Origin of the sequence: Stenotrophomonas indicatrix (assembly GCA_041545745.1) — a bacterium.
GTDB classification, from domain to species: Bacteria; Pseudomonadota; Gammaproteobacteria; order Xanthomonadales; family Xanthomonadaceae; genus Stenotrophomonas; species Stenotrophomonas indicatrix_A.
Genome location: CP168152.1, coordinates 2127936 through 2146241, shown reverse-complemented (window position 1 = coordinate 2146241; position 18306 = coordinate 2127936). Strand labels below are relative to the sequence as shown.

Annotated in this window: 18 protein-coding genes; all 18 read left to right on the top strand. The window is 66.9% G+C overall.

Features of this window, described 5'->3' with window-relative positions; translation table 11 throughout:
- Positions 1 to 29: 29 nt before the first annotated feature.
- The 18 genes from ACEF39_RS09890 (at position 30) to ACEF39_RS09805 (ending at position 18297) form a co-directional block, all read left to right on the top strand.
- Complete coding sequence (locus ACEF39_RS09890) at positions 30 to 1226, top strand: flagellin (protein WP_500287819.1); 1197 nt, start codon at positions 30 to 32, stop codon at positions 1224 to 1226.
- Between the two features lie 86 nt (positions 1227 to 1312).
- The gene (locus tag ACEF39_RS09885) at positions 1313 to 2530 is read left to right on the top strand and encodes a flagellin (RefSeq protein WP_500287818.1); all 1218 of its coding nucleotides are present in this window, start codon (positions 1313 to 1315) and stop codon (positions 2528 to 2530) included.
- A gap of 441 nt (positions 2531 to 2971) precedes the next feature.
- Positions 2972 to 4390, top strand: a complete 1419-nt coding sequence (gene fliD, locus ACEF39_RS09880) for a flagellar filament capping protein FliD (protein WP_500287817.1) — start codon at positions 2972 to 2974, stop codon at positions 4388 to 4390.
- 129 nt (positions 4391 to 4519) lie between these two features.
- Positions 4520 to 4936 (top strand): flagellar export chaperone FliS, encoded by a 417-nt coding sequence (gene fliS, locus ACEF39_RS09875; protein ID WP_500287816.1) that lies wholly within the window; start codon positions 4520 to 4522, stop codon positions 4934 to 4936.
- Positions 4933 to 5226 (top strand): hypothetical protein, encoded by a 294-nt coding sequence (locus ACEF39_RS09870; protein ID WP_500287815.1) that lies wholly within the window; start codon positions 4933 to 4935, stop codon positions 5224 to 5226. Before fliS ends, ACEF39_RS09870 begins: the two co-directional genes overlap by 4 nt.
- Entirely contained in the window at positions 5223 to 5801 is a 579-nt protein-coding gene (locus tag ACEF39_RS09865; RefSeq protein ID WP_500287814.1) for a PilZ domain-containing protein, read from the top strand. Before ACEF39_RS09870 ends, ACEF39_RS09865 begins: the two co-directional genes overlap by 4 nt.
- A 91-nt stretch (positions 5802 to 5892) precedes the next feature.
- The gene (locus ACEF39_RS09860; protein WP_089241023.1) at positions 5893 to 6525 is read left to right on the top strand and encodes a response regulator; all 633 of its coding nucleotides are present in this window, start codon (positions 5893 to 5895) and stop codon (positions 6523 to 6525) included.
- 300 nt (positions 6526 to 6825) lie between these two features.
- A complete protein-coding gene (gene rpoN / locus ACEF39_RS09855) occupies positions 6826 to 8235 on the top strand; it encodes an RNA polymerase factor sigma-54 (protein ID WP_500287813.1) in 1410 nt (469 codons plus the stop codon).
- A 14-nt stretch (positions 8236 to 8249) separates the two neighbouring features.
- A complete protein-coding gene (locus tag ACEF39_RS09850) occupies positions 8250 to 8627 on the top strand; it encodes a response regulator (RefSeq protein WP_049460600.1) in 378 nt (125 codons plus the stop codon).
- A complete protein-coding gene (locus ACEF39_RS09845; protein ID WP_500287812.1) occupies positions 8624 to 10129 on the top strand; it encodes a sigma-54 dependent transcriptional regulator in 1506 nt (501 codons plus the stop codon). The genes ACEF39_RS09850 and ACEF39_RS09845 overlap by 4 nt, the downstream gene beginning before the upstream one ends.
- Before the next feature lie 809 nt (positions 10130 to 10938).
- Complete coding sequence (fliE, locus tag ACEF39_RS09840; protein ID WP_025878997.1) at positions 10939 to 11304, top strand: flagellar hook-basal body complex protein FliE; 366 nt, start codon at positions 10939 to 10941, stop codon at positions 11302 to 11304.
- 12 nt (positions 11305 to 11316) lie between these two features.
- The gene (fliF, locus tag ACEF39_RS09835) at positions 11317 to 12963 is read left to right on the top strand and encodes a flagellar basal-body MS-ring/collar protein FliF (RefSeq protein ID WP_500287811.1); all 1647 of its coding nucleotides are present in this window, start codon (positions 11317 to 11319) and stop codon (positions 12961 to 12963) included.
- 10 nt (positions 12964 to 12973) lie between these two features.
- Positions 12974 to 13960, top strand: coding sequence for a flagellar motor switch protein FliG (fliG, locus tag ACEF39_RS09830; protein WP_099818764.1), 987 nt, complete (start codon positions 12974 to 12976; stop codon positions 13958 to 13960).
- Positions 13957 to 14598 carry a FliH/SctL family protein gene (locus tag ACEF39_RS09825; protein ID WP_500287810.1) on the top strand — a complete coding sequence of 214 codons (642 nt, stop codon included), beginning with the start codon at positions 13957 to 13959 and terminating at the stop codon, positions 14596 to 14598. Before fliG ends, ACEF39_RS09825 begins: the two co-directional genes overlap by 4 nt.
- The gene (gene fliI, locus ACEF39_RS09820; protein ID WP_500287809.1) at positions 14595 to 15995 is read left to right on the top strand and encodes a flagellar protein export ATPase FliI; all 1401 of its coding nucleotides are present in this window, start codon (positions 14595 to 14597) and stop codon (positions 15993 to 15995) included. The genes ACEF39_RS09825 and fliI overlap by 4 nt, the downstream gene beginning before the upstream one ends.
- On the top strand, positions 15992 to 16474 hold the full coding sequence (fliJ, locus tag ACEF39_RS09815; RefSeq protein ID WP_500287808.1) for a flagellar export protein FliJ: 483 nt from the start codon (positions 15992 to 15994) through the stop codon (positions 16472 to 16474). The genes fliI and fliJ overlap by 4 nt, the downstream gene beginning before the upstream one ends.
- Positions 16474 to 17637, top strand: coding sequence for a flagellar hook-length control protein FliK (locus tag ACEF39_RS09810; protein ID WP_500287807.1), 1164 nt, complete (start codon positions 16474 to 16476; stop codon positions 17635 to 17637). Before fliJ ends, ACEF39_RS09810 begins: the two co-directional genes overlap by 1 nt.
- Positions 17638 to 17781: 144 nt before the next feature.
- Positions 17782 to 18297: a flagellar basal body-associated FliL family protein gene (locus ACEF39_RS09805; RefSeq protein ID WP_500287806.1), complete on the top strand. Its 516-nt coding sequence runs from the start codon at positions 17782 to 17784 to the stop codon at positions 18295 to 18297.
- Positions 18298 to 18306: the final 9 nt, after the last annotated feature.

The following is an 18306-nucleotide window of genomic DNA, read 5'->3' as shown; positions in this document are numbered from 1 at the left end:
CACGTGCAACCGCTCAAGGACCTCTCCTCATGGCACAAGTAATCAACACCAACACGATGTCGTTGAATGCTCAGCGTAACCTGAGCACCAGCGGCAGCTCGCTGGCCACCACCATCCAGCGCCTGTCCTCCGGTTCGCGCATCAACAGTGCCAAGGACGATGCGGCCGGTCTGGCCATCTCCGAGCGCTTCGGCACGCAGATCCGCGGTACCGACGTTGCCATCCGCAATGCCAACGACGGCATTTCGCTGGCGCAGGTCGCCGAAGGTTCGCTGACTGAAATCGGCAACAACCTGCAGCGCGTCCGCGAGCTGTCGGTGCAGGCCGCCAACGCCACCAACTCGGCCAGCGACCGCAAGGCGCTGCAGGCCGAAGTGACCCAGCTGGTTTCGGAAATCGACCGCGTCGCCAAGCAGTCGGACTTCAACGGCACCAAGCTGCTGGACGGTTCGTTCTCCAGCCAGCTGTTCCAGGTGGGCGCCAACGCCGGCCAGGCCATCGCCATCGACAAGACCATCGATGCCAAGGCCAATGCCCTGGGTGGCGCACAGTTCGCTACCGGCAAGCTTGAAGTCACGGTCCCGGGCGCTCCCGGCGACGATGCGAACATCACTGCGATCACCATTACTGACAGCAAGGGCAACGCCGTCAAGTTCGACGACCTGAAGGTTGCCAGCAAAGGCGTGGCCGTGGACACCCAGAAGGCAGCTGCGACCGCCTTGTCTGCACACATCAATGCCAAGATCGGTGAAACCGGCGTCTACGCTGAAGTGGGCAGCGATGGAATCAGCGTGAGTCTGAGCTCGGTCAAGGACAGTGTTGACAAGGACGGCGCTTTCAAGGGCTTTGCCGTCGCCGTCACCGGTGGCACCTACACCGCTGACCAGATCGCGCCGGCCGTAGCTGCCAAGCAGTTCGCCGACAAGATCGACGTATCCACCGTGAAGGGTGCGCAGCAGGCGATGGAAGTGGTCGACAAGGCCCTGGGTGCGATCAACAGCACCCGTGCCGACCTCGGCGCCGTGCAGAACCGCTTCACCTCGGTCGTGGCCAACCTGCAGACCTCGTCGGAAAACCTGTCGGCGTCGCGCAGCCGCATCAAGGACACCGACTTCGCCAAGGAAACCGCTGAGCTGACCCGCACCCAGATCCTGCAGCAGGCCGGTACGGCCATGCTGGCCCAGGCCAACCAGGTGCCGCAGGGCGTGCTCAGCCTGCTGCGCTGATCTGCCTTCTGATCCATCACCGGGTGCCGGCTGAGGCCGCGCCCGGTTTCTGAACCACGTTCCACCTTCGCCAAAGGAAAAGCACCATGGCACAAGTCATCAACACCAACACCATGTCCCTGAATGCTCAGCGCAACCTGAGCACCAGCGGCAGCTCGCTCGCTACCACCATCCAGCGCCTGTCCTCCGGTTCGCGCATCAACAGCGCCAAGGACGATGCGGCCGGCCTGGCGATCTCCGAGCGCTTCGGCACCCAGATCCGCGGCACCGACGTCGCGATCCGCAACGCCAACGACGGCATTTCGCTGGCCCAGGTCGCCGAAGGTTCGCTGACTGAAATCGGCAACAACCTGCAGCGCGTCCGCGAGCTGTCGGTGCAGGCTTCCAACGCCACCAACTCGGCGAGCGACCGCAAGGCGCTGCAGGCCGAAGTCACCCAGCTGGTCTCGGAAATCGACCGCGTCGCCAAGCAGTCGGACTTCAACGGCACCAAGCTGCTGGATGGTTCGTTCTCCAGCCAGCTGTTCCAGGTCGGCGCCAATGCGGGCCAGGCCATCGCCATCGACAAGACCATCGATGCCAAAGCCAACGCCCTGGGCGGCGCGCAGTTCGATGCCGTGACCTTCACCGTGGCCGCTCCGGCTGACGGTGCGACCGGCCTGAAGGTTGCCGGCATGACCATCACCAACGCCTCTGGCGCTGCGGTGGCCATCGATGGCATCGATGTCGCTGCCCAGGGCGGTGCCGACGGCACCAAGACCCAGGACGCGGCCACCAAGGCCATGGTCGCGGCCATCAACGCCAAGATCGGCGAGACCGGCGTGCTGGCCGAGATCGACACCGCCGGCGGCGGCAAGATCAACCTGAGCTCGGTCAAGGACAGCGTCGACAAGAATGGCGCCTTCCTCGGCATCGCCGTGGAAACCGGCACCTGGACCGGCGCCGCCGGACCGGCCGACATCACTGCCAGCACCACCGCAGCAGCCAAGAGCTTTGCCGACAAGATCGACGTGTCCACCGTGAAGGGTGCGCAGCAGGCAATGGAAGTGGTCGACAAGGCCCTGGGTGCGATCAATAACACCCGCGCCGACCTCGGTGCGATCCAGAACCGCTTCACCTCGGTCGTGGCGAACCTGCAGACCTCGTCGGAAAACCTGTCGGCGTCGCGCAGCCGCATCAAGGACACCGACTTCGCCAAGGAAACCGCTGAGCTGACCCGCACCCAGATCCTGCAGCAGGCCGGTACGGCCATGCTGGCCCAGGCCAACCAGGTGCCGCAGGGCGTGCTCAGCCTGCTGCGCTGATCCACGGCAAGAAGGCACCGCTACCGTCGGCTTGAACCGACGGTAGCGGCAACCCGACAGCCACGGCGTACACAGATGCGGGCCATGCCCGGCCCGGGAAGCTTCCCGAACCGGCTTGGCATCGCCCGCCCCTGCGGACCTCTCTTTCAGCGTTGTGCATGTTGACTGTACGTACCGGGCGGCTTCGTCTCCCCCCGATTGTCAGTAGCCTGATCCCTCCCCTGCATTGGGGGAGGGTTTTTTACAGACCGCCGGCAGCCCGCGGTGAACCCACCCGCACCCTGCCCCAGACCTCCTGCAACCGGCGTGCCAGAACCGTCCCCCGCCAGTGGCACGGCGCATGCATCAACGAAGTCCTCAAGACCCAGCGGCGCAGGCCGCTATTTTCGTTGACGACGGGCCACCGCACGACGGCCAGGCCCGTATACCAGGAGAAACGACGTGGCAGACTTTGGATACGGTGGCATTGGCTCAGGGCTGGACATCTCCAGCATCGTCAACCAGCTGGTCGCAGCGGACCGCAAGCCGGCCGACAATGCGCTGAACCTGCAGCAGTCCAAGACCAAGATGCAGCTGTCGTCGCTCGGCACGGTCACCTCGGCCTTCGACAAGCTGAAGACCGCCCTGACCGCATTGAAGGCCACCACCGCCTTCGACACCCGCACCGTGACCGCCTCCGGCAAGGCACAGCCAGGCAATACCGAGGATGTGCTGACGGCATCGGTGGCGCTGTACGACCTTGGCATCAGCAAGGCGGCCGCAGCCAACGGTACCCACAAGATCGAGGTGAAGAACCTGGCGTCGGCGCACAAACTGATCGCCGACACGTCGGTGCCCAAGACCGATACCTTCGGTGCCGGAACCTTGACGCTGACCGTCGGCGTGGGCGACAAGGCCAAGACGATGAACGTGCAGGTGGAGGAAGGCGACACGCTTACCACCGTCCGCAACAAGATCGACGCCGCCGGACGCAAGGAAGGCGTGCAGGCCACGCTGATCAGCTCCGGCGACAACCAGTACCTGTCCATCGCCCAGGAAAAGACCGGCGCGGCCAGCGCGATCAAGCTGGAATACGCCGGCAGCGATCCGAAGTTGGGCGCGCTGGTCGGCAGCCTGAAGGAAAACAGCCCAGCCAAGGATGCGCTGCTGACCATCGACGGCGTGGAAGTGGTAAGCGCCAGCAACACCGTGACCGACGCGGTGCCGGGCCTGACCCTGAACCTGAAGGTGCCGGGCCTGAGCACCGTCACCATCAGCACCGACACCACCGCCGCAACCAAGGTGATGCAGGAGTTCGTGACCGCCTACAACGCGGCCATCGCGGCAATCAACACCGAAACCAAGTACGACGCGAAGACCAAGGAAGCCGCCGCACTGACCGGCGATGCGCAGATGCGGGGTGCGATCGCACAGCTGCGCTCGACGATGTCCGGCGTGCTCAAGGACCTGGCGGGCGACCAGCTGGACGCCAAGGCACTGGGCCTGCAGACCCGCGGCTACCCCAACGCCGATGGCACACTGGTGCTGGACAGCACCAAGTTCGCCGCCGCCCTCGCCGCCCAGCCAGAGAAGATCCGCCAAGCGGTCACCGGCGATACCGGTGGTGCCGGCCGGCTGTATTCACTGGTGGACGGCTACGTCAGCACCACGGTTGGCAAGGAAGGCGCCTTCGTTGCGCGCACCAAGGGACTGAACACCACGCTGGACAACATCGACAAGCGCCGCAAGGACCTGGACGCGCGCATGGTCGGCGTCGAGGCCCGTTACAAGAAGCAGTTCGTGGCATTGGACAGCCTGATGGGCAAGCTGCAGCAGAGCAACACCGCGCTGCAGCAGCAGCTGGCTCAGTTGAACCGCTGAGGAAACACGCACGGCGCTCAAGTTTGGCGCCGTACGCACCGATAACGGACGCAACAGCAATCATCGCAGTGCCGGCGTCAACGGTCCCTTCGGCCGCACCCCGGCACCCCGCGCAAGGGAGAATCAGGAATGTACGGTTCCAGCCGTCAGTACGCCGAGCAATACCGCCAGGTGGGTGTGACCAGTGCGGTCGCCGATGCCGATCCGCACAAACTGGTGGCGCTGCTGCTGTCCGGCGCACTGGAGCGCGTGCGTCGTGCACAGGCCACCCTCGAACAAGGCGACCAGGCCGGCAAGGGCAAGGCGATTGGCGAAGCATGCGCGATCGTCGCCCACCTCAATGGCTCGCTGGACCATGAAGCCGGTGGCGAGATCGCCGGCAACCTCTCAGCGTTGTACGACTACCTGCTGCAGCGCCTGACCGAAGCCAACCTGCACAACGACCGCGCTGCACTGGACGAATCGCTGCAGCTGCTGGGCGAGATCGACGGTGCCTGGAATGCCATCCCGTACGAGCAGCGCCGTCCTGCGGCGGTGGCGCCATGAGCCTGCTTGAACTCAACGCGCAGCTGGATGCCTTCGAGAAGGCACTCGATGAAGAGGCCTTCGAACAGGCCGACAGCCTGCTCGATGGCCATGACAGCACTCTGCACGCACTGCTGAGCCAGCCGCTGGGCGGCGCCGACCACGCACCGTTGACCGCGTTGCTGGAACGCCAGCAGAGCCTGCTTGGCCTGCTGCGCCAGCGTCGTGATGCCGTCTCCGTGCAGATGCAGGACGGCCGCCGCTCCCTTCGCGCCGCGCATGCCTACCTGCAGGCAGAATCGCTGGCATGACCGTGCTGCCGACCACGTCCCTGCATCACCCGGCTGAAAGCGAGCTGTTCGACGAAACGCTCAGCTGCGAACTGGCCCTGCCCGCCGAGTTCCAGGCCGGCAGTGCAGTGGGCCGGACCAGCAGTGCCGAAGGCCTGCTGCGCAGCCTGGCGCTGGTCGAAGACAGCCGCATCGACGAACACGAAGAGCGCAGCGACGCAAGCCTGCAGCTGCAACGCCTGGAAGCCAAGGTGGACCTGACCATGGTCCTGCTCGGGCGCCTGATCCGCCAGCAGGGCCAGCAGCCAACGCTGCGTCCGGTGCGCTGGTCGCGCCGCGGCATCCGCCTGCAGCTGGGCCCACGCAGCGGCAGCACGCCCGGCCAGGCCGGCGTGGTACGCCTGCAACCCAGCGACTGGCTGCCCGACCATATCGACCTGCCGGTGGAAGTCATCGCCGAAGCAGCCGATGGCGGCGGTGGCCACTACCTGTGGCTGCGCTTCCATCGCCTTGGCGATGGCCTGGAGATGGCGATGGAACGGCATCTGTTCCGGTTGCATCGGCGGCAGGTGGCCGAGGCCCGCCGCGCACGCTGAAATCTGCCACCATGCAGGCGGACGGACAGCCCTTGGCGTGCCCGTTCAGCTAAGTTAAGGTGGACCTCCCTCCCCAACCTCCAGCGTGCCTGTGCGAGTTCTCATCGTCGACGATCACACCCTGGTTCGCGCCGGCTTGGCGCGGCTGCTGCAGGGGTTTGCCGACGTGCAGCTCGTCGCCGAGGCCAGCAATGCCGAACAGGCACTGCAGATGGCCCTGCTGCACGCCCCGGACGTGGTGTTGATGGACCTGTCGCTGCCCGGCCGTACCGGTCTGGAAGCGCTGAGCGACATCCGCCTGCGTGCACCCGGCACGCGCATCGTGATGATGACCATGCACGACGACGCCGCCCATGTGCGCGATGCACTCGATCGAGGTGCCGTCGGTTTCGTGGTGAAGGATGCCGCGCCGCAGGAACTGGAGCTGGCGCTGCGTGCCGCGCATGCCGGCCAGGTATTTTTGAGCCCGCAGATCTCAGCCAAGATGCTGGCGCCGATGCTCGGACGCGAAAAACCGACCGGTATTGCCGCACTGTCGCCACGCCAGCGCGAGATCCTTCGCCGCATCGGCAAGGGTGAGAGCAACAAGGAAATCGCCGCCGACCTTGGCATCAGCGTCAAGACGGTGGAAACCCATCGCGCGCGCATGATGGAGTCACTGGGCTGCCGTCGCGCCAACGATCTGTTGCTGCTGGCGGCACGCCACCAGCACGAGCTGGAATGACGTCCTCGCGACACCGCTGACACCGTGGTGCCGCCCACGGGCTTCGCGACGAAATACCGTCACCCACACGCGTCCCGACGGGATTCCGTACAACCCGCGCGAGCAGCCATCACGGCGACCGACCAAGAATCAACGATTTAGCGACCGGAATCGTCAAAATCCCGCGCTTGTGTAGAGGATTTCCTTACACGCTGTCGGGAATACCACCAGCACCCTCAGGAACCCCCCGATTCCGCGCCTGCCGGATCAAAAGCAAGATGTGTTCCACAAGGCGTCGGGGAGCGGCGCCGGGGAACCACGATGAAGGCTTCACTTTCGGCCCAGCTGGGCCAACAGCTTCACCTCACCCCGCAGTTGCTGCAGTCGATCCGGCTGCTGCAGCTCGACGGCCTGCACCTGGAGCAGGAAATCCAGCGGCTGCTGGAATCCAATCCGCTGCTGGAAATCGAAGACGCCGAAGCGCCCGCTGCTGAAGCCACCGATGCAGCCAGCACCACGCTGGATACGGCCGCCTTCGACGAACTGCCCGAATCCTCGATGTGGGAGGTGTCCGGCGCCAACTGGCAGGACGGCGACGACGATCGCATGGCGCGCATCGCCGCTGGCGAATCGAGCGACCCGCAGTTGCGCGTGCTGCAGCGCCTGGCGCTGGACCTGGACGAGCGCGAACTGGCCGTGGCCGCCTTCTGGCTGGAACACTGCGACGATGCCGGCTACCTGCAGGCACCGCTGGCGCAGCTGCACCTGCTGGCCAGCGCGCAGTTCGATATCGATGCCGACGGCGTTGAAGCCATCCGCCAGCACCTGCTGCAGGGCGAGCCGGCCGGCATGGCGGCGCAGGATCTGCGCGAATCGCTGCTCGCCCAGCTATGCAGCCTGCACGGCGTGGTGCCGGCCCGGCATCTGGCCGCGCGCATTCTGGAAGGTGCGCTCGATGCCTTGGCCGCGCACGACTACCCCGCCCTCGCCCGCCAGCACGATGCCGAGATCGAGGACGTGCGCGAGGCCGTTCGCCTGATCCTGTCGCTGCAGCCGCGCCCGGGCGACAGCCTGCTGCCCGAGCGCAATGCGGTGGTGGTACCGGACGTGGTCGCCTGGCACGCCGATGAACAATGGAAGGTGGCGCTGAACCCGGCCACCAGCCGCCGGGTGTCGATCAACAGCCAGTACGAACAGGCTCTGGCCGACAGCGGCGAGGCGGCCCCGGCACTGCGCGAGATGCTGCAGGAAGCGCGCTGGTTCAGCCGCGGCCTGTCGATGCGCTACGACACCCTGCTGCGCACCGCGCGGGTGATCGTCGAGCGCCAGGCGGCCTTCCTGGTCCGTGGCGAGGAAGCCATGGCACCGCTGACCCTGAAGGAAGTGGCCGAGGAAATCGGCATGCACGAATCCACCGTTTCGCGCATCACCACCGGCAAGTACCTGCAGACCCCGCGCGGCACCTTCGAGCTCAAGCACTTCTTCGCCGTGCGTCTGGAAGGGGCCAGCGTGTCCGGCCAGGCGGTCAAGGCCATGGTCCGCCGCCTGATCGACGCCGAGCCCGCAGGACGCCCGCTGGCGGACGAGGCCATCGCAGGCCTGCTGTCCCGCCAGGGGGTGAACATTGCCCGTCGAACCGTCGCAAAATACCGCGAACAACTGGATATCGCCCCGGCCCGCGAACGGCGCCGGGTCAACGCCAGGCAACCGCAGCTGGCCCGGGTGGGCTGAAAAGGATGTTGGACATGAACAAGCTCACAGTTCTGCTGGTCGATGACCACGAGGGCTTCATCAACGCGGCGATGCGCCACTTCCGCAAGATCGACTGGCTGCAGATCGTCGGCAGCGCCGGCAACGGCCTGGAAGCGATCGAGCGCTCGGAGAGCCTGCGCCCGCAGGTGGTGCTGATGGATCTGGCGATGCCGGAAATGGGTGGCCTGCAGGCCACGCGCCTGATCAAGTCGCAGGATGATGCACCGTACATCGTGATCGCCAGCCACTTCGATGACGTCGAGCATCGCGAGCACGCACTGCGCGCCGGTGCCGACAACTTCGTCAGCAAGCTGTCCTACATCCAGGAAGTCATGCCGATCCTGGAAGGCCTCAGGGAGGATCGGTCGTGAGCGAATCGCGCATCCTGGTACTGGACAACGACGCAGTGCGTGCCGAGCGCACCGTCGCCTTGTTGGAATTCATGGACTTCAACCCGCGCTGGGTCTCCGACGCAGCCGATTTCGACCTGGCCCGCCAGCGCCAGAACGACTGGATGGCGGTGATCGTCGGCAACCTGGACGACAGTGCCGCCAGCACCGCGCTGTACGCGTGGCTGGGTGGCAGCAGTCTGCCGCCGCCGGTGCTGCTGGCCGACGGTGACGCCACCGCGTTCGCCCAGCGGCATGGCCTGCACGAAGCCAACATCTGGCCGCTGGAAGCGCCGCTGCGTCACGCACAGATGGAAGCCCTGCTGCGCCGCGCCAGCCTCAAGCGATTGGATGCCGAACACCAGGCCGGCGCCGTGCAGGACCAGGGCCCGACCGGCAACGGTCCGGCGGTCAGTGCACTGCGCACGATGATCGAACAGGTCGCCGCGTTCGACACCACCGTGCTGGTGCTGGGCGAATCGGGTACCGGCAAGGAAGTGGTATCGCGCAGCATCCACCAGCGCTCGCCGCGCCGCGATGGTCCGTTCGTGGCGATCAACTGCGGCGCGATTCCGGCGGAACTGCTGGAAAGCGAGCTGTTCGGCCATGAGAAGGGCGCCTTCACCGGCGCGCTGACCGCGCGCAAGGGCCGTTTCGAAATGGCCGAGGGCGGCACCCTGCTGCTCGATGAGATCGGCGACATGAGCCTGCCGATGCAGGTCAAGCTGCTGCGCGTGCTGCAGGAGCGCAGCTTCGAACGTGTTGGCGGCAACCAGACCATCCGCTGCAACGTGCGGGTGATTGCCGCGACCCATCGCGACCTGGAAAGCCGCATCGCCGATGGCAAGTTCCGCGAGGACCTGTTCTATCGCCTCAACGTGTTCCCGATCGACGTGCCGGCCCTGCGCGAACGTCGCGAAGACCTGCCGGCGCTGGTGGAAACCATCGCCACCCAGCTGGCCCGCACCGGCCGCGGCGAAGTGCGCTTCACCCCGGAAGCGCTGCAGGCGCTGGCCGGTTACGAGTGGCCGGGCAACGTGCGCGAACTGACCAACCTGGTCGAACGCCTGGCGGTGCTGCACCCGGGTGGCTCGGTGCGCGTGCAGGACCTGCCGGCACGCTATCGCGGCGATGCCGCGCTGGCCGCTGTCGCTGTCGCCGCAGCGCCGCCGGTGGTCGCCAGCGAAGAGCGCCTGGACCTGCGCAGCTTCTCGTTCCACACCCCGGGCAGCGGCAACCAGCCGTCGCTCGAGCATGGCATCGCCGTCAACCGCGCCGCAGCACCGGCCGCGTTGCCGGACGACGGCCTGGACCTGCGCAACCACATGGCCAACATCGAACTGGGCCTGATCAACGAAGCACTGGAGCGCACCCAGGGCGTGGTCGCCCACGCCGCCCAGCTGCTCGGCCTGCGCCGCACCACCCTGGTGGAAAAGCTGCGCAAGTACGGCATCGAACGCGAGCCGGCCGAACTGGCCAGCTGACCCGCGTTTCCAGCATGAAGGGGGCACGGACGCCTGGGCTTGCCCGGGCGTTGGTATTTGTGGCGGTGTTGTTGCCGGGCTGCCGCCCGGCACCCGCGAGGCAACAGCTGAAGCAACGGCAACAGCTGGCTTCCTGCGCGATGCGCGGGTGGGTCAGGTTGCGGGGGACGCTGCAAGTACGTCCATGTAAGCTCGGTCGCGCCATCCATGGCGCTCACACCCCCGCAACCTGACCCACCCACGCCTCCGACGGCTTCCTTGTGACGGAGGGTTCGCGCCACGTAGCGTCGAGCCGACTCCGAAACACGCGGAGCATCTGTCGACAGATATATCTGTTGAAGGTCTGCGCCGCTCCCTGCAGCCATAGGCCAAAAAACCGACGCCGGTGAAATGACGCGTCACACGCCTCGAGAGCAGCATCCACCCATGGCGTGGATAAAGCGTCGACCAAGGTCGACACCCACCAAGAGCAGCGTGCCGACCAACGGTCAGCACCCACCAACAGCTGCGGGAAATTGTCGAAGGCGGGGTGGGTCCGGTTGCGGGGGCGTGAGCCGCATGGATGCGGCGACCGAGCCTACATGGACGTATTCACGGCGGCCCCCGCAACCGGACCCACCCCGCCATCCCACTGATAGCCAGCTTCTGCTGTTGCTCCGGCCTTTGCCGTGGCTTCGGCAGGTGCAGGGCGCAGCCCTGCCGCCCCCCCCCTCCCAACCCTCACGTCACTGAACCGATCAGCCATTTCGGCACGGCACTTGCACTAGCTCCAGTAGACACCCCCATCCCTGTTTCTGGAACCGTTGCAGATGTCCCACTCCGTCACTTCGATCCTTTCCCAGATCCGCTCCTACCAGACCCAGGTAGGACAGCCCGCGCTCAACCCGCTGGCCGAAGCGCCGCGTAGCAATGCCCTGCCGGGCACGGTGCTGGATGCGCCGCAGGTCCAGCCTGCCAGCTTCACCGAAACCCTGCGCGGCGCCATCGCCGGCGTCAACGACGCGCAACAGAAATCCGGCGCGCTGGCCAAGGCCTTCGAACTGGGTGAACCCGGTGCCGACCTGGCCAAGGTGATGGTCGCCTCGCAGCAGTCCCAGATCGCCTTCCGCGCCACCGTGGAAGTCCGTAACCGTCTCGTCCAGGCTTACCAGGACGTGATGAACATGCCGCTGTAAGGATAGAACCGCATGGCCCTGTCGCTCTCCAAGGAATCCCTGAACGCCGAAAAGGCAGGCCAGTGGTTCGACCGGCTGCAAAGCCTGCAGATCACCCGTCGGCTCGGACTGATGGCGATGATCGCCGTGGCCGTGGCGGCAGGCCTGTTCGTGTTCTTCTGGTCGCAGAAGCCGGGCATGGTGCCGCTGTACACCGGCCTGGACCAGAAGGCCACCGCTGAAGCGACCGACCTGCTGCGTGCCGCACAGATTCCGTTCCAGCTGGATCCGGCCACCGGCGGCATCACCGTACCGGAGAAGAACCTGCACGATGCCCGCCTGAAACTGGCGGGCTCGGGCCTGACCGACAGCGGCAAGCTCGGCTTCGAGCTGATGGAGCGCGACCCTGGTTTTGGTGTCAGCCAGTTCGTGGAAAACGCGCGCTACCAGCACGCACTGGAAACCGAACTGTCGCGCACCATCAACACGCTGCGCCCGGTGCGCGATTCGCGCGTGCACCTGGCCATTCCCAAGCCCAGTGCGTTCACCCGCCAGCGTGATGTGGCCAGTGCCTCGGTCACCCTTGAACTGCGCGGCGGCCAGCAGCTGGAACGCAGCCAGGTTGATGCGATCGTGCACATGGTGGCTGCCGCCATTCCCGATCTGGCGCCGGAACGGGTCACCGTGGTCGACCAGAGCGGGCGCATGCTCAGCGTCAGTGACCCGAACAGCGAAGCGGCGGTCAACGCTGCCCAGTTCGAACAGGTGCGCCGCCAGGAAACCTCGTTCAACCAGCGCATCCGCGAACTGCTGGAACCGATGACCGGTCCCGGCCGGGTCAATCCGGAAGTCAGCGTGGACATGGACTTCTCGGTGACCGAAGAAGCGCGCGAGCTCTACAACGGCGAGCCGCAGAAGCTGCGCAGCGAGCAGATGAGCGAGAACAGCAGCAGCACGCCGGGCCCGCAGGGCGTACCGGGTGCCACCAGCAACAGCCCGCCGGGCCAGGCCGCTGCACCGGCCACCGCGCAGGCACCGACCGAAAGCAGCAAGAACGCGACGCGCAACTACGAGCTGGACCGGACCCTGCAGCACACCCGGCAGCCGGCCGGCCGCATCAAGCGCGTGTCGGTGGCGGTGCTGGTGGACAACGTGCCGCGCGCTGGCGCCAACGGCAAGGTTGCGCCGCAGCCGCTGTCGGCGGCCGAACTGACCAGGGTCGAGGCACTGGTCAAGCAGGCCGTCGGTTTCAGTGCCGAGCGCGGCGACACCGTGTCGGTGATGAATGCCCCGTTCGTGCGTGACACCACGCCGGTGGAGGGCCCAGCCTGGTGGGAACTGCCGTGGGTGCACGATGCGGGCCGCATGCTGCTGGGTGCGCTGGTGGTGATGGCGTTGCTGTTCGGCGTGCTGCGCCCGGCACTGCGCGGTATCACCGGGCAGAACCGCAAGAACGAAGAACTGGCGCTGGAGCCGCACACCGCGGACGTGCAGCTGGTCGATGACGATGGCACCCCGCTGCCGGCGCTCGGCGCCGACCGGGCAAGCCTGGGCGGGCCGGAAGCGCTTGCCCTGCCGGTGGATTCTTATGAGGAACGATTGCGGATGGCCCGTGAAGCCGTGAAGACCGACTCCAAGCGCGTGGCCCAGGTGGTCAAGGGCTGGGTGGCCAATGACTGAGGTCGCGCCCCTGACCGGCGTGCAGCGCGCCGCCGTCCTGCTGCTGTCGCTGGGTGAACTGGACGCGGCCGAAGTGCTGCGCCACATGGAGCCGAAGGAGGTGCAGAAGATCGGCATCGCCATGGCCACCATGTCCGATATCACCCGCGAACAGGTGGAACGGGTGATGGACCAGTTCAGCCAGGAACTGGGCTCGAAGACCTCGCTGGGCGTGGGCTCGGACGACTACATCCGCAACATGCTGGTGCAGGCGCTGGGCAGCGAGAAGGCCGGCAACCTGATCGACCGCATCCTGCTGGGCCGCAACACCACCGGCCTGGACGCCCTGAAGTGGATGGACCCGCGTGCGGTGGCCGACCTGGTGCGCAACGAGCATCCGCAGATCATCGCCATCGTGATGGCGCACCTGGAAACCGACCAGGCCGCCGACGCGCTGAAGCTGCTGCCCGACCGCACCCGCGTTGACGTGCTGCTGCGCATCGCCACCCTCGACGGCATTCCGCCCAATGCGTTGAACGAACTCAACGAGATCATGGAGCGCCAGTTCGCCGGCAACCAGAACCTGAAGTCGTCCAACATCGGCGGCGTGCAGTGCGCGGCCAACATCCTGAACTTCATGGACAGCGGCCAGGACCAGGCGATCCTGGGCGAGATCGCACGCATCGACGCGCCGCTGAGTGGCCGCATCCAGGACCTGATGTTCGTGTTCGACGACCTGGTGGACCTGGACGACCGCGAGATGCAGCTGGTGCTGCGCGAAGTCAGCGGCGAGCGCCTGGGCCTGGCCCTGCGTGGCGCCGACATCAAGGTGCGCGACAAGATCACCCGCAACATGTCCCAGCGTGCCGCCGAGATCCTGCTGGAAGACATGGAAGCGCGCGGCCCGGTACGCCTGTCCGACGTGGAAGTGGCGCAGCGCGAGATCCTGGCCATCGTCAAGCGCATGGCCGATGAGGGCACTGTCACCATCGGCGGCAGCGCGGAGGCGATGTTGTGAGCAACGTCGTGCGCTGGCTTGCCCCGGACCTGCTGGCCCAGCCCGAACCGGTGCTGGACCACGACGAGGCGTTCGAACTCACCGAGCCGGACCCGGAGCATGAGCCCGAGCCGCCGCTGCAGCTGCCGACCCTGGAGGAAATCCAGGCGATCCAGGACAGCGCCGAGAAGGAAGGTTTCGAGCAGGGCCATGCCGATGGCTTCAGCCAGGGCCAGGCCGAGGTGCGCCGCTTGGTCGCGCAGATCGAAGGCATCCTCGACAACTTCGGCCGGCCGCTGGCGCGTCTGGAAAATGAGGTGGTCGGCGCCCTCGGCGAACTCGCAGTACGCATCGCCGGTGCGCTGGTAGGCCGGGCCTACGAGGCCGACCCGGCGCTGCTGGGGCAGCTGGTCGGCGAGGCGATAGACGCCGTCGGCGGCAGCAACCGCGAGGTGGAAGTACGCCTGCACCCCGATGACATCACCGCCCTCGCCCCGTTGCTGACCCTGTCGCCGCAGCAGCGCCTGGTGCCTGACACCAGCCTGAGCCGTGGCGACCTGCGCGTGCATGCCGAGGCCGTACGCATCGACGGCACCCTGGAAGCCCGCCTGCGCGGCGCGTTGGATGCCGTGATCCGCCAGACCGGAGCCATCGCATGAACACCGACACCGCTGCGCCGCCGTCGCCGCCCGCCGACTGGGCCGTTGCCCGCAATCTGCGCCTGGGCAATCGCCTCGACGGTCTGAAAGTCGACACCGCGCATGGCCGTGGGCTGATCCGCGAAGGCGTGCTGCGCCGGGCGGTCGGCCTGACTCTGGAAGCCGTTGGCTGCGAGGCGCCGCTCGGCGCCAGCTGCAAGGTGGAAGTGGTCGACGGCGGCTGGGTCGATGCCGAAGTGGTCGGCTTCGCCGGTGAACGCACCTACCTGATGCCCAGCGCCGAGCTGCATGGCCTGCTGCCGAATGCGCGGGTGGTGCCGTCGGCCCGTCGTGGCGGCGTGGAAGTGGGCGAAGGCCTGCTCGGACGTGTCATCGACAGCGATGGCGTGCCGCTGGATGGAAAGGGTCCGATCCGCGCTGAAGCTCACGTCGGCATGGCCGGCGTCTCGATCAATCCGCTCGCACGCGAACCGATCACCCAACCACTGGACGTGGGCGTGCGCGCGATCAACGCGCTGCTGCCAATCGGCCGTGGCCAGCGTGTCGGCCTGTTCGCCGGCTCCGGCGTCGGCAAATCGACGCTGCTGGGCATGATGACCCGCTACACCGCCGCCGACGTGATCGTGGTAGGCCTGATCGGTGAGCGTGGCCGCGAAGTACGCGATTTCGTTGAAAGCACCCTGGGCGAAGAAGGCCTGCGCCGCGCGGTGGTGGTGGCGAGCCCCGCTGACCGACCGCCGCTGGCCCGTCTGCATGGCGCCTACCGTGCCACCGCCATCGCCGAGTGGTTCCGCGACCAGGGCCTGAACGTCCTGCTGCTGATGGATTCGCTGACCCGCTTTGCGCAGGCGCAGCGCGAAATCGGCCTGTCAGTGGGCGAGCCACCCACCACGCGCGGCTATCCGCCATCGGTGTTCGCCAAGCTGCCGGCACTGGTGGAACGTGCAGGCAACGGCGCCAAGGGGCGCGGTTCGATCACCGCCTTCTACACCGTACTGACCGAAGGCGACGATCCGCAGGATCCGATCGCCGATGCCGCCCGCGCGATTCTCGACGGCCACATCCTGCTGTCGCGTCGCGTGGCCGACAGCGGCCTGTATCCGGCCATCGACGTGGAATCGTCGGTCAGTCGCGTGGTCACGGAAATTGCCGACGAGCCGTGGCGCCTGCGCATCCGCAAGCTGAAACGGCTGGTCTCGGCCTATTCGGCCAACCGCGACCTGATCGCCATCGGCGCCTATCAGCGCGGCAACGACGCCGCGACCGATGAAGCCCTTGAGCGTTGGCCGGAAATCATGGAATTCCTCGGCCAGGATGTAGCCAAGGCCGCAGATCTACCGCACAGCCAGGCGGCGTTGCAGCGCCTGGTGGAACAAGAGAACGAGAGGCTGACATGATCCAGTCCAAGCGCATCGATCCGCTGCTGAAGCGGGCCCAGGAACACGAGGATGCGGTCGCCCGCGACCTGGCCGAGCGCCAGAACGTGCTCGACACCCATCTGTCGCGCCTGGACGAACTGCGTCGCTACGCCGAGGAGTATGCCTCGCAACAAATGGCCGACGCGCAGATGGCCGCGACCAGCCCGGCGCAGCTGTTGAACCGGCGCGCCTTCCTGGACCGGCTGGACAGCGCGGTGGAACAGCAGCAGCAGACCGTGAACGGCAACCGCGAAAAAGTGGAGGCCGAACGCGCGCGCCTGATCCTGGCCAGCCGTGACAAGGCGGTGCTGGAACAGCTGGCCGCCAGCTACCGCGCGCAGGAAAAAGTGGTGACCGACCGCCGCGACCAGCGCGAGATGGATGACATCGGCGCGCGCCGCGCGCGCCTGGCGCAGACCGAAGACCAGGATGATGGCGAACACGGAGGCCGCTCGTGATGCCGTCCCCGTTGAGCAGCAACGCCAGCGCACCGACGCCCGGCGGCAGTGGCAATGCCAGCAGCGCGCGCGCCTCGGGCAACGACTCCGGCAAGGATTTCGGCCAGATGCTGCAGGGCAGCAACGCGTCGACCGGCACTGCCGGCACCACGACAACCGCCAGCAATCCGGCAACACCGGCCAACGCTGCATCAACGCCCGACGGCAACCCGGGCAAGGCTTCGCCGCGGCCGACCGACGGCGAAGCAGCCGCCACGGACGCCAGCACATCGACACCTGCTGTACCGGCAACGTCGGCAGCCAGCGACGACAAGGACACCCCGGCCAACGCGGACGACGCGCCCTGGCCGCCACTCGGCTTGGCCGGTCTGATGCTGGCCGTGCCCACCGGCGTCGATCCGGCGCCGGTGCTGCCACCGCCAGCGGCCAGCGGTGCCGACGGCAGCGCGCTGCCCTCCGCTGCACTGGCACCTGCGTCCGCCGCGCTGCCCGCCAACGCGAGCCAAGGCGCGGCAGCGCCGGCCGCAAGCGCGTCGGCATCTGCTGCCGGCGACGGTGAGGTCAGCGGCCTGCCGCTGCCCGAGCTGGTGGTGGGTGGCAAGGCATTGGATCGTGCCGATGACGGTGACAGTCTGCAGATCGGCGACCGTGCACCTCCGGCACCGCTGCAGCCTCCCCTGCCCGCCGCCCTGCAGGACCTGAAGGCCGCACTGGCCAGCAATGCCGTCTTCAACGGCGAACCCACACCGAAGCCGGTGCTGGGCGATGATGGTTTCGACCAGGCCATTGGTGCGCGCATCGGCTGGCTGGCCGACCAGAAGATCGGCCATGCCCACATCCGCCTCAACCCGGAAGACCTGGGGCCGGTGGACGTGCGCCTGCAGATGAACGGTGACAAGGTGCATGCCAGCTTCAGCAGCCCGCACGTCGATGTACGCCAGGCGCTGGAAAGCAGCCTGCCGCGCCTGCGTGAACTGCTCGGCGAGCAGGGCTTCCAGCTGGCCCATGCCGATGTCGGCCAGCAGCACAGTGGCGACGGCACTCCGGGCAGCCCGGCGGGCAGCGGCGGTCGCGCTGGTGACGGAGAACCGTCACTGGGCGACACCACGGTGTCGGCATCGCAGCTGATCCGCCAGCGCGGGTTGTTGGACGCGTACGCCTGACAGTGCGTGCCGACCAAGGTCGGCACCTGGCAGTATCTGCACCGCCCCACCGGCACCCCGACAGAATTCCGTCACCCCCCTCCCCGGCCACTCCGGCACACCCCTTGCATATCCCGGTGAAGCAACCCTCAGGAGCTTCACCCCGTGGCCGCAGCCGCTGACAAAACCAAGAAGACCGCCGACAAGGACAAGACCGCCAAGCCGCGCAGTCCGATCCTGATCACCGCCCTGGTCGCCGTACTGGCCGCCGGTGCTGCCGGTGGCGGCGTCTGGTTCTTCACCCAGTCCAAGCACGAAGACAAGACCGCGCAGGCGCCGAAGAAGACCACCACCCCGGCCCCGGCCCAGTACTTCGCACTGGAACCGGCGTTCGTGGTCAACCTCAACGGTTCGATCGACGGCCCGCGCTACCTGCAGGTGGAAGTGCAGCTGATGACCCGCGATCCGGCCGCGCTGGAAGCGATCAAGACCCATTCCCCGGCCATCCGCGCACGCCTGCTGATGCTGTTCTCGCAGGTCAGCCCGCAGCAGATCGCCGACATCGCCGGCAAGCAGAAGCTGCAGGCCGATTCGTTGGCCGAAGTGCAGAAGGTGCTGAAGGCCGAGACCGGCAGCAACGGTGCCGACGACCTGCTGTTCACCAGCTTCGTGACCCAGTAAGGGCTCCCC

Excerpts from the sequence above, each read along its gene's own strand:
- ACEF39_RS09890 (WP_500287819.1), top strand. The coding sequence starts at position 30 with ATGGCACAAGTAATCAACACCAACACGATGTCGTTGAATGCTCAGCGT.
- ACEF39_RS09885 (WP_500287818.1), top strand. The coding sequence starts at position 1,313 with ATGGCACAAGTCATCAACACCAACACCATGTCCCTGAATGCTCAGCGC.
- fliS (WP_500287816.1), top strand. The coding sequence starts at position 4,520 with ATGTACGGTTCCAGCCGTCAGTACGCCGAGCAATACCGCCAGGTGGGT.
- ACEF39_RS09870 (WP_500287815.1), top strand. The coding sequence starts at position 4,933 with ATGAGCCTGCTTGAACTCAACGCGCAGCTGGATGCCTTCGAGAAGGCA.
- ACEF39_RS09865 (WP_500287814.1), top strand. The coding sequence starts at position 5,223 with ATGACCGTGCTGCCGACCACGTCCCTGCATCACCCGGCTGAAAGCGAG.
- rpoN (WP_500287813.1), top strand. The coding sequence starts at position 6,826 with ATGAAGGCTTCACTTTCGGCCCAGCTGGGCCAACAGCTTCACCTCACC.
- ACEF39_RS09850 (WP_049460600.1), top strand. The coding sequence starts at position 8,250 with ATGAACAAGCTCACAGTTCTGCTGGTCGATGACCACGAGGGCTTCATC.
- fliE (WP_025878997.1), top strand. The coding sequence starts at position 10,939 with ATGTCCCACTCCGTCACTTCGATCCTTTCCCAGATCCGCTCCTACCAG.
- fliF (WP_500287811.1), top strand. The coding sequence starts at position 11,317 with ATGGCCCTGTCGCTCTCCAAGGAATCCCTGAACGCCGAAAAGGCAGGC.
- fliI (WP_500287809.1), top strand. The coding sequence starts at position 14,595 with ATGAACACCGACACCGCTGCGCCGCCGTCGCCGCCCGCCGACTGGGCC.
- fliJ (WP_500287808.1), top strand. The coding sequence starts at position 15,992 with ATGATCCAGTCCAAGCGCATCGATCCGCTGCTGAAGCGGGCCCAGGAA.
- ACEF39_RS09810 (WP_500287807.1), top strand. The coding sequence starts at position 16,474 with ATGCCGTCCCCGTTGAGCAGCAACGCCAGCGCACCGACGCCCGGCGGC.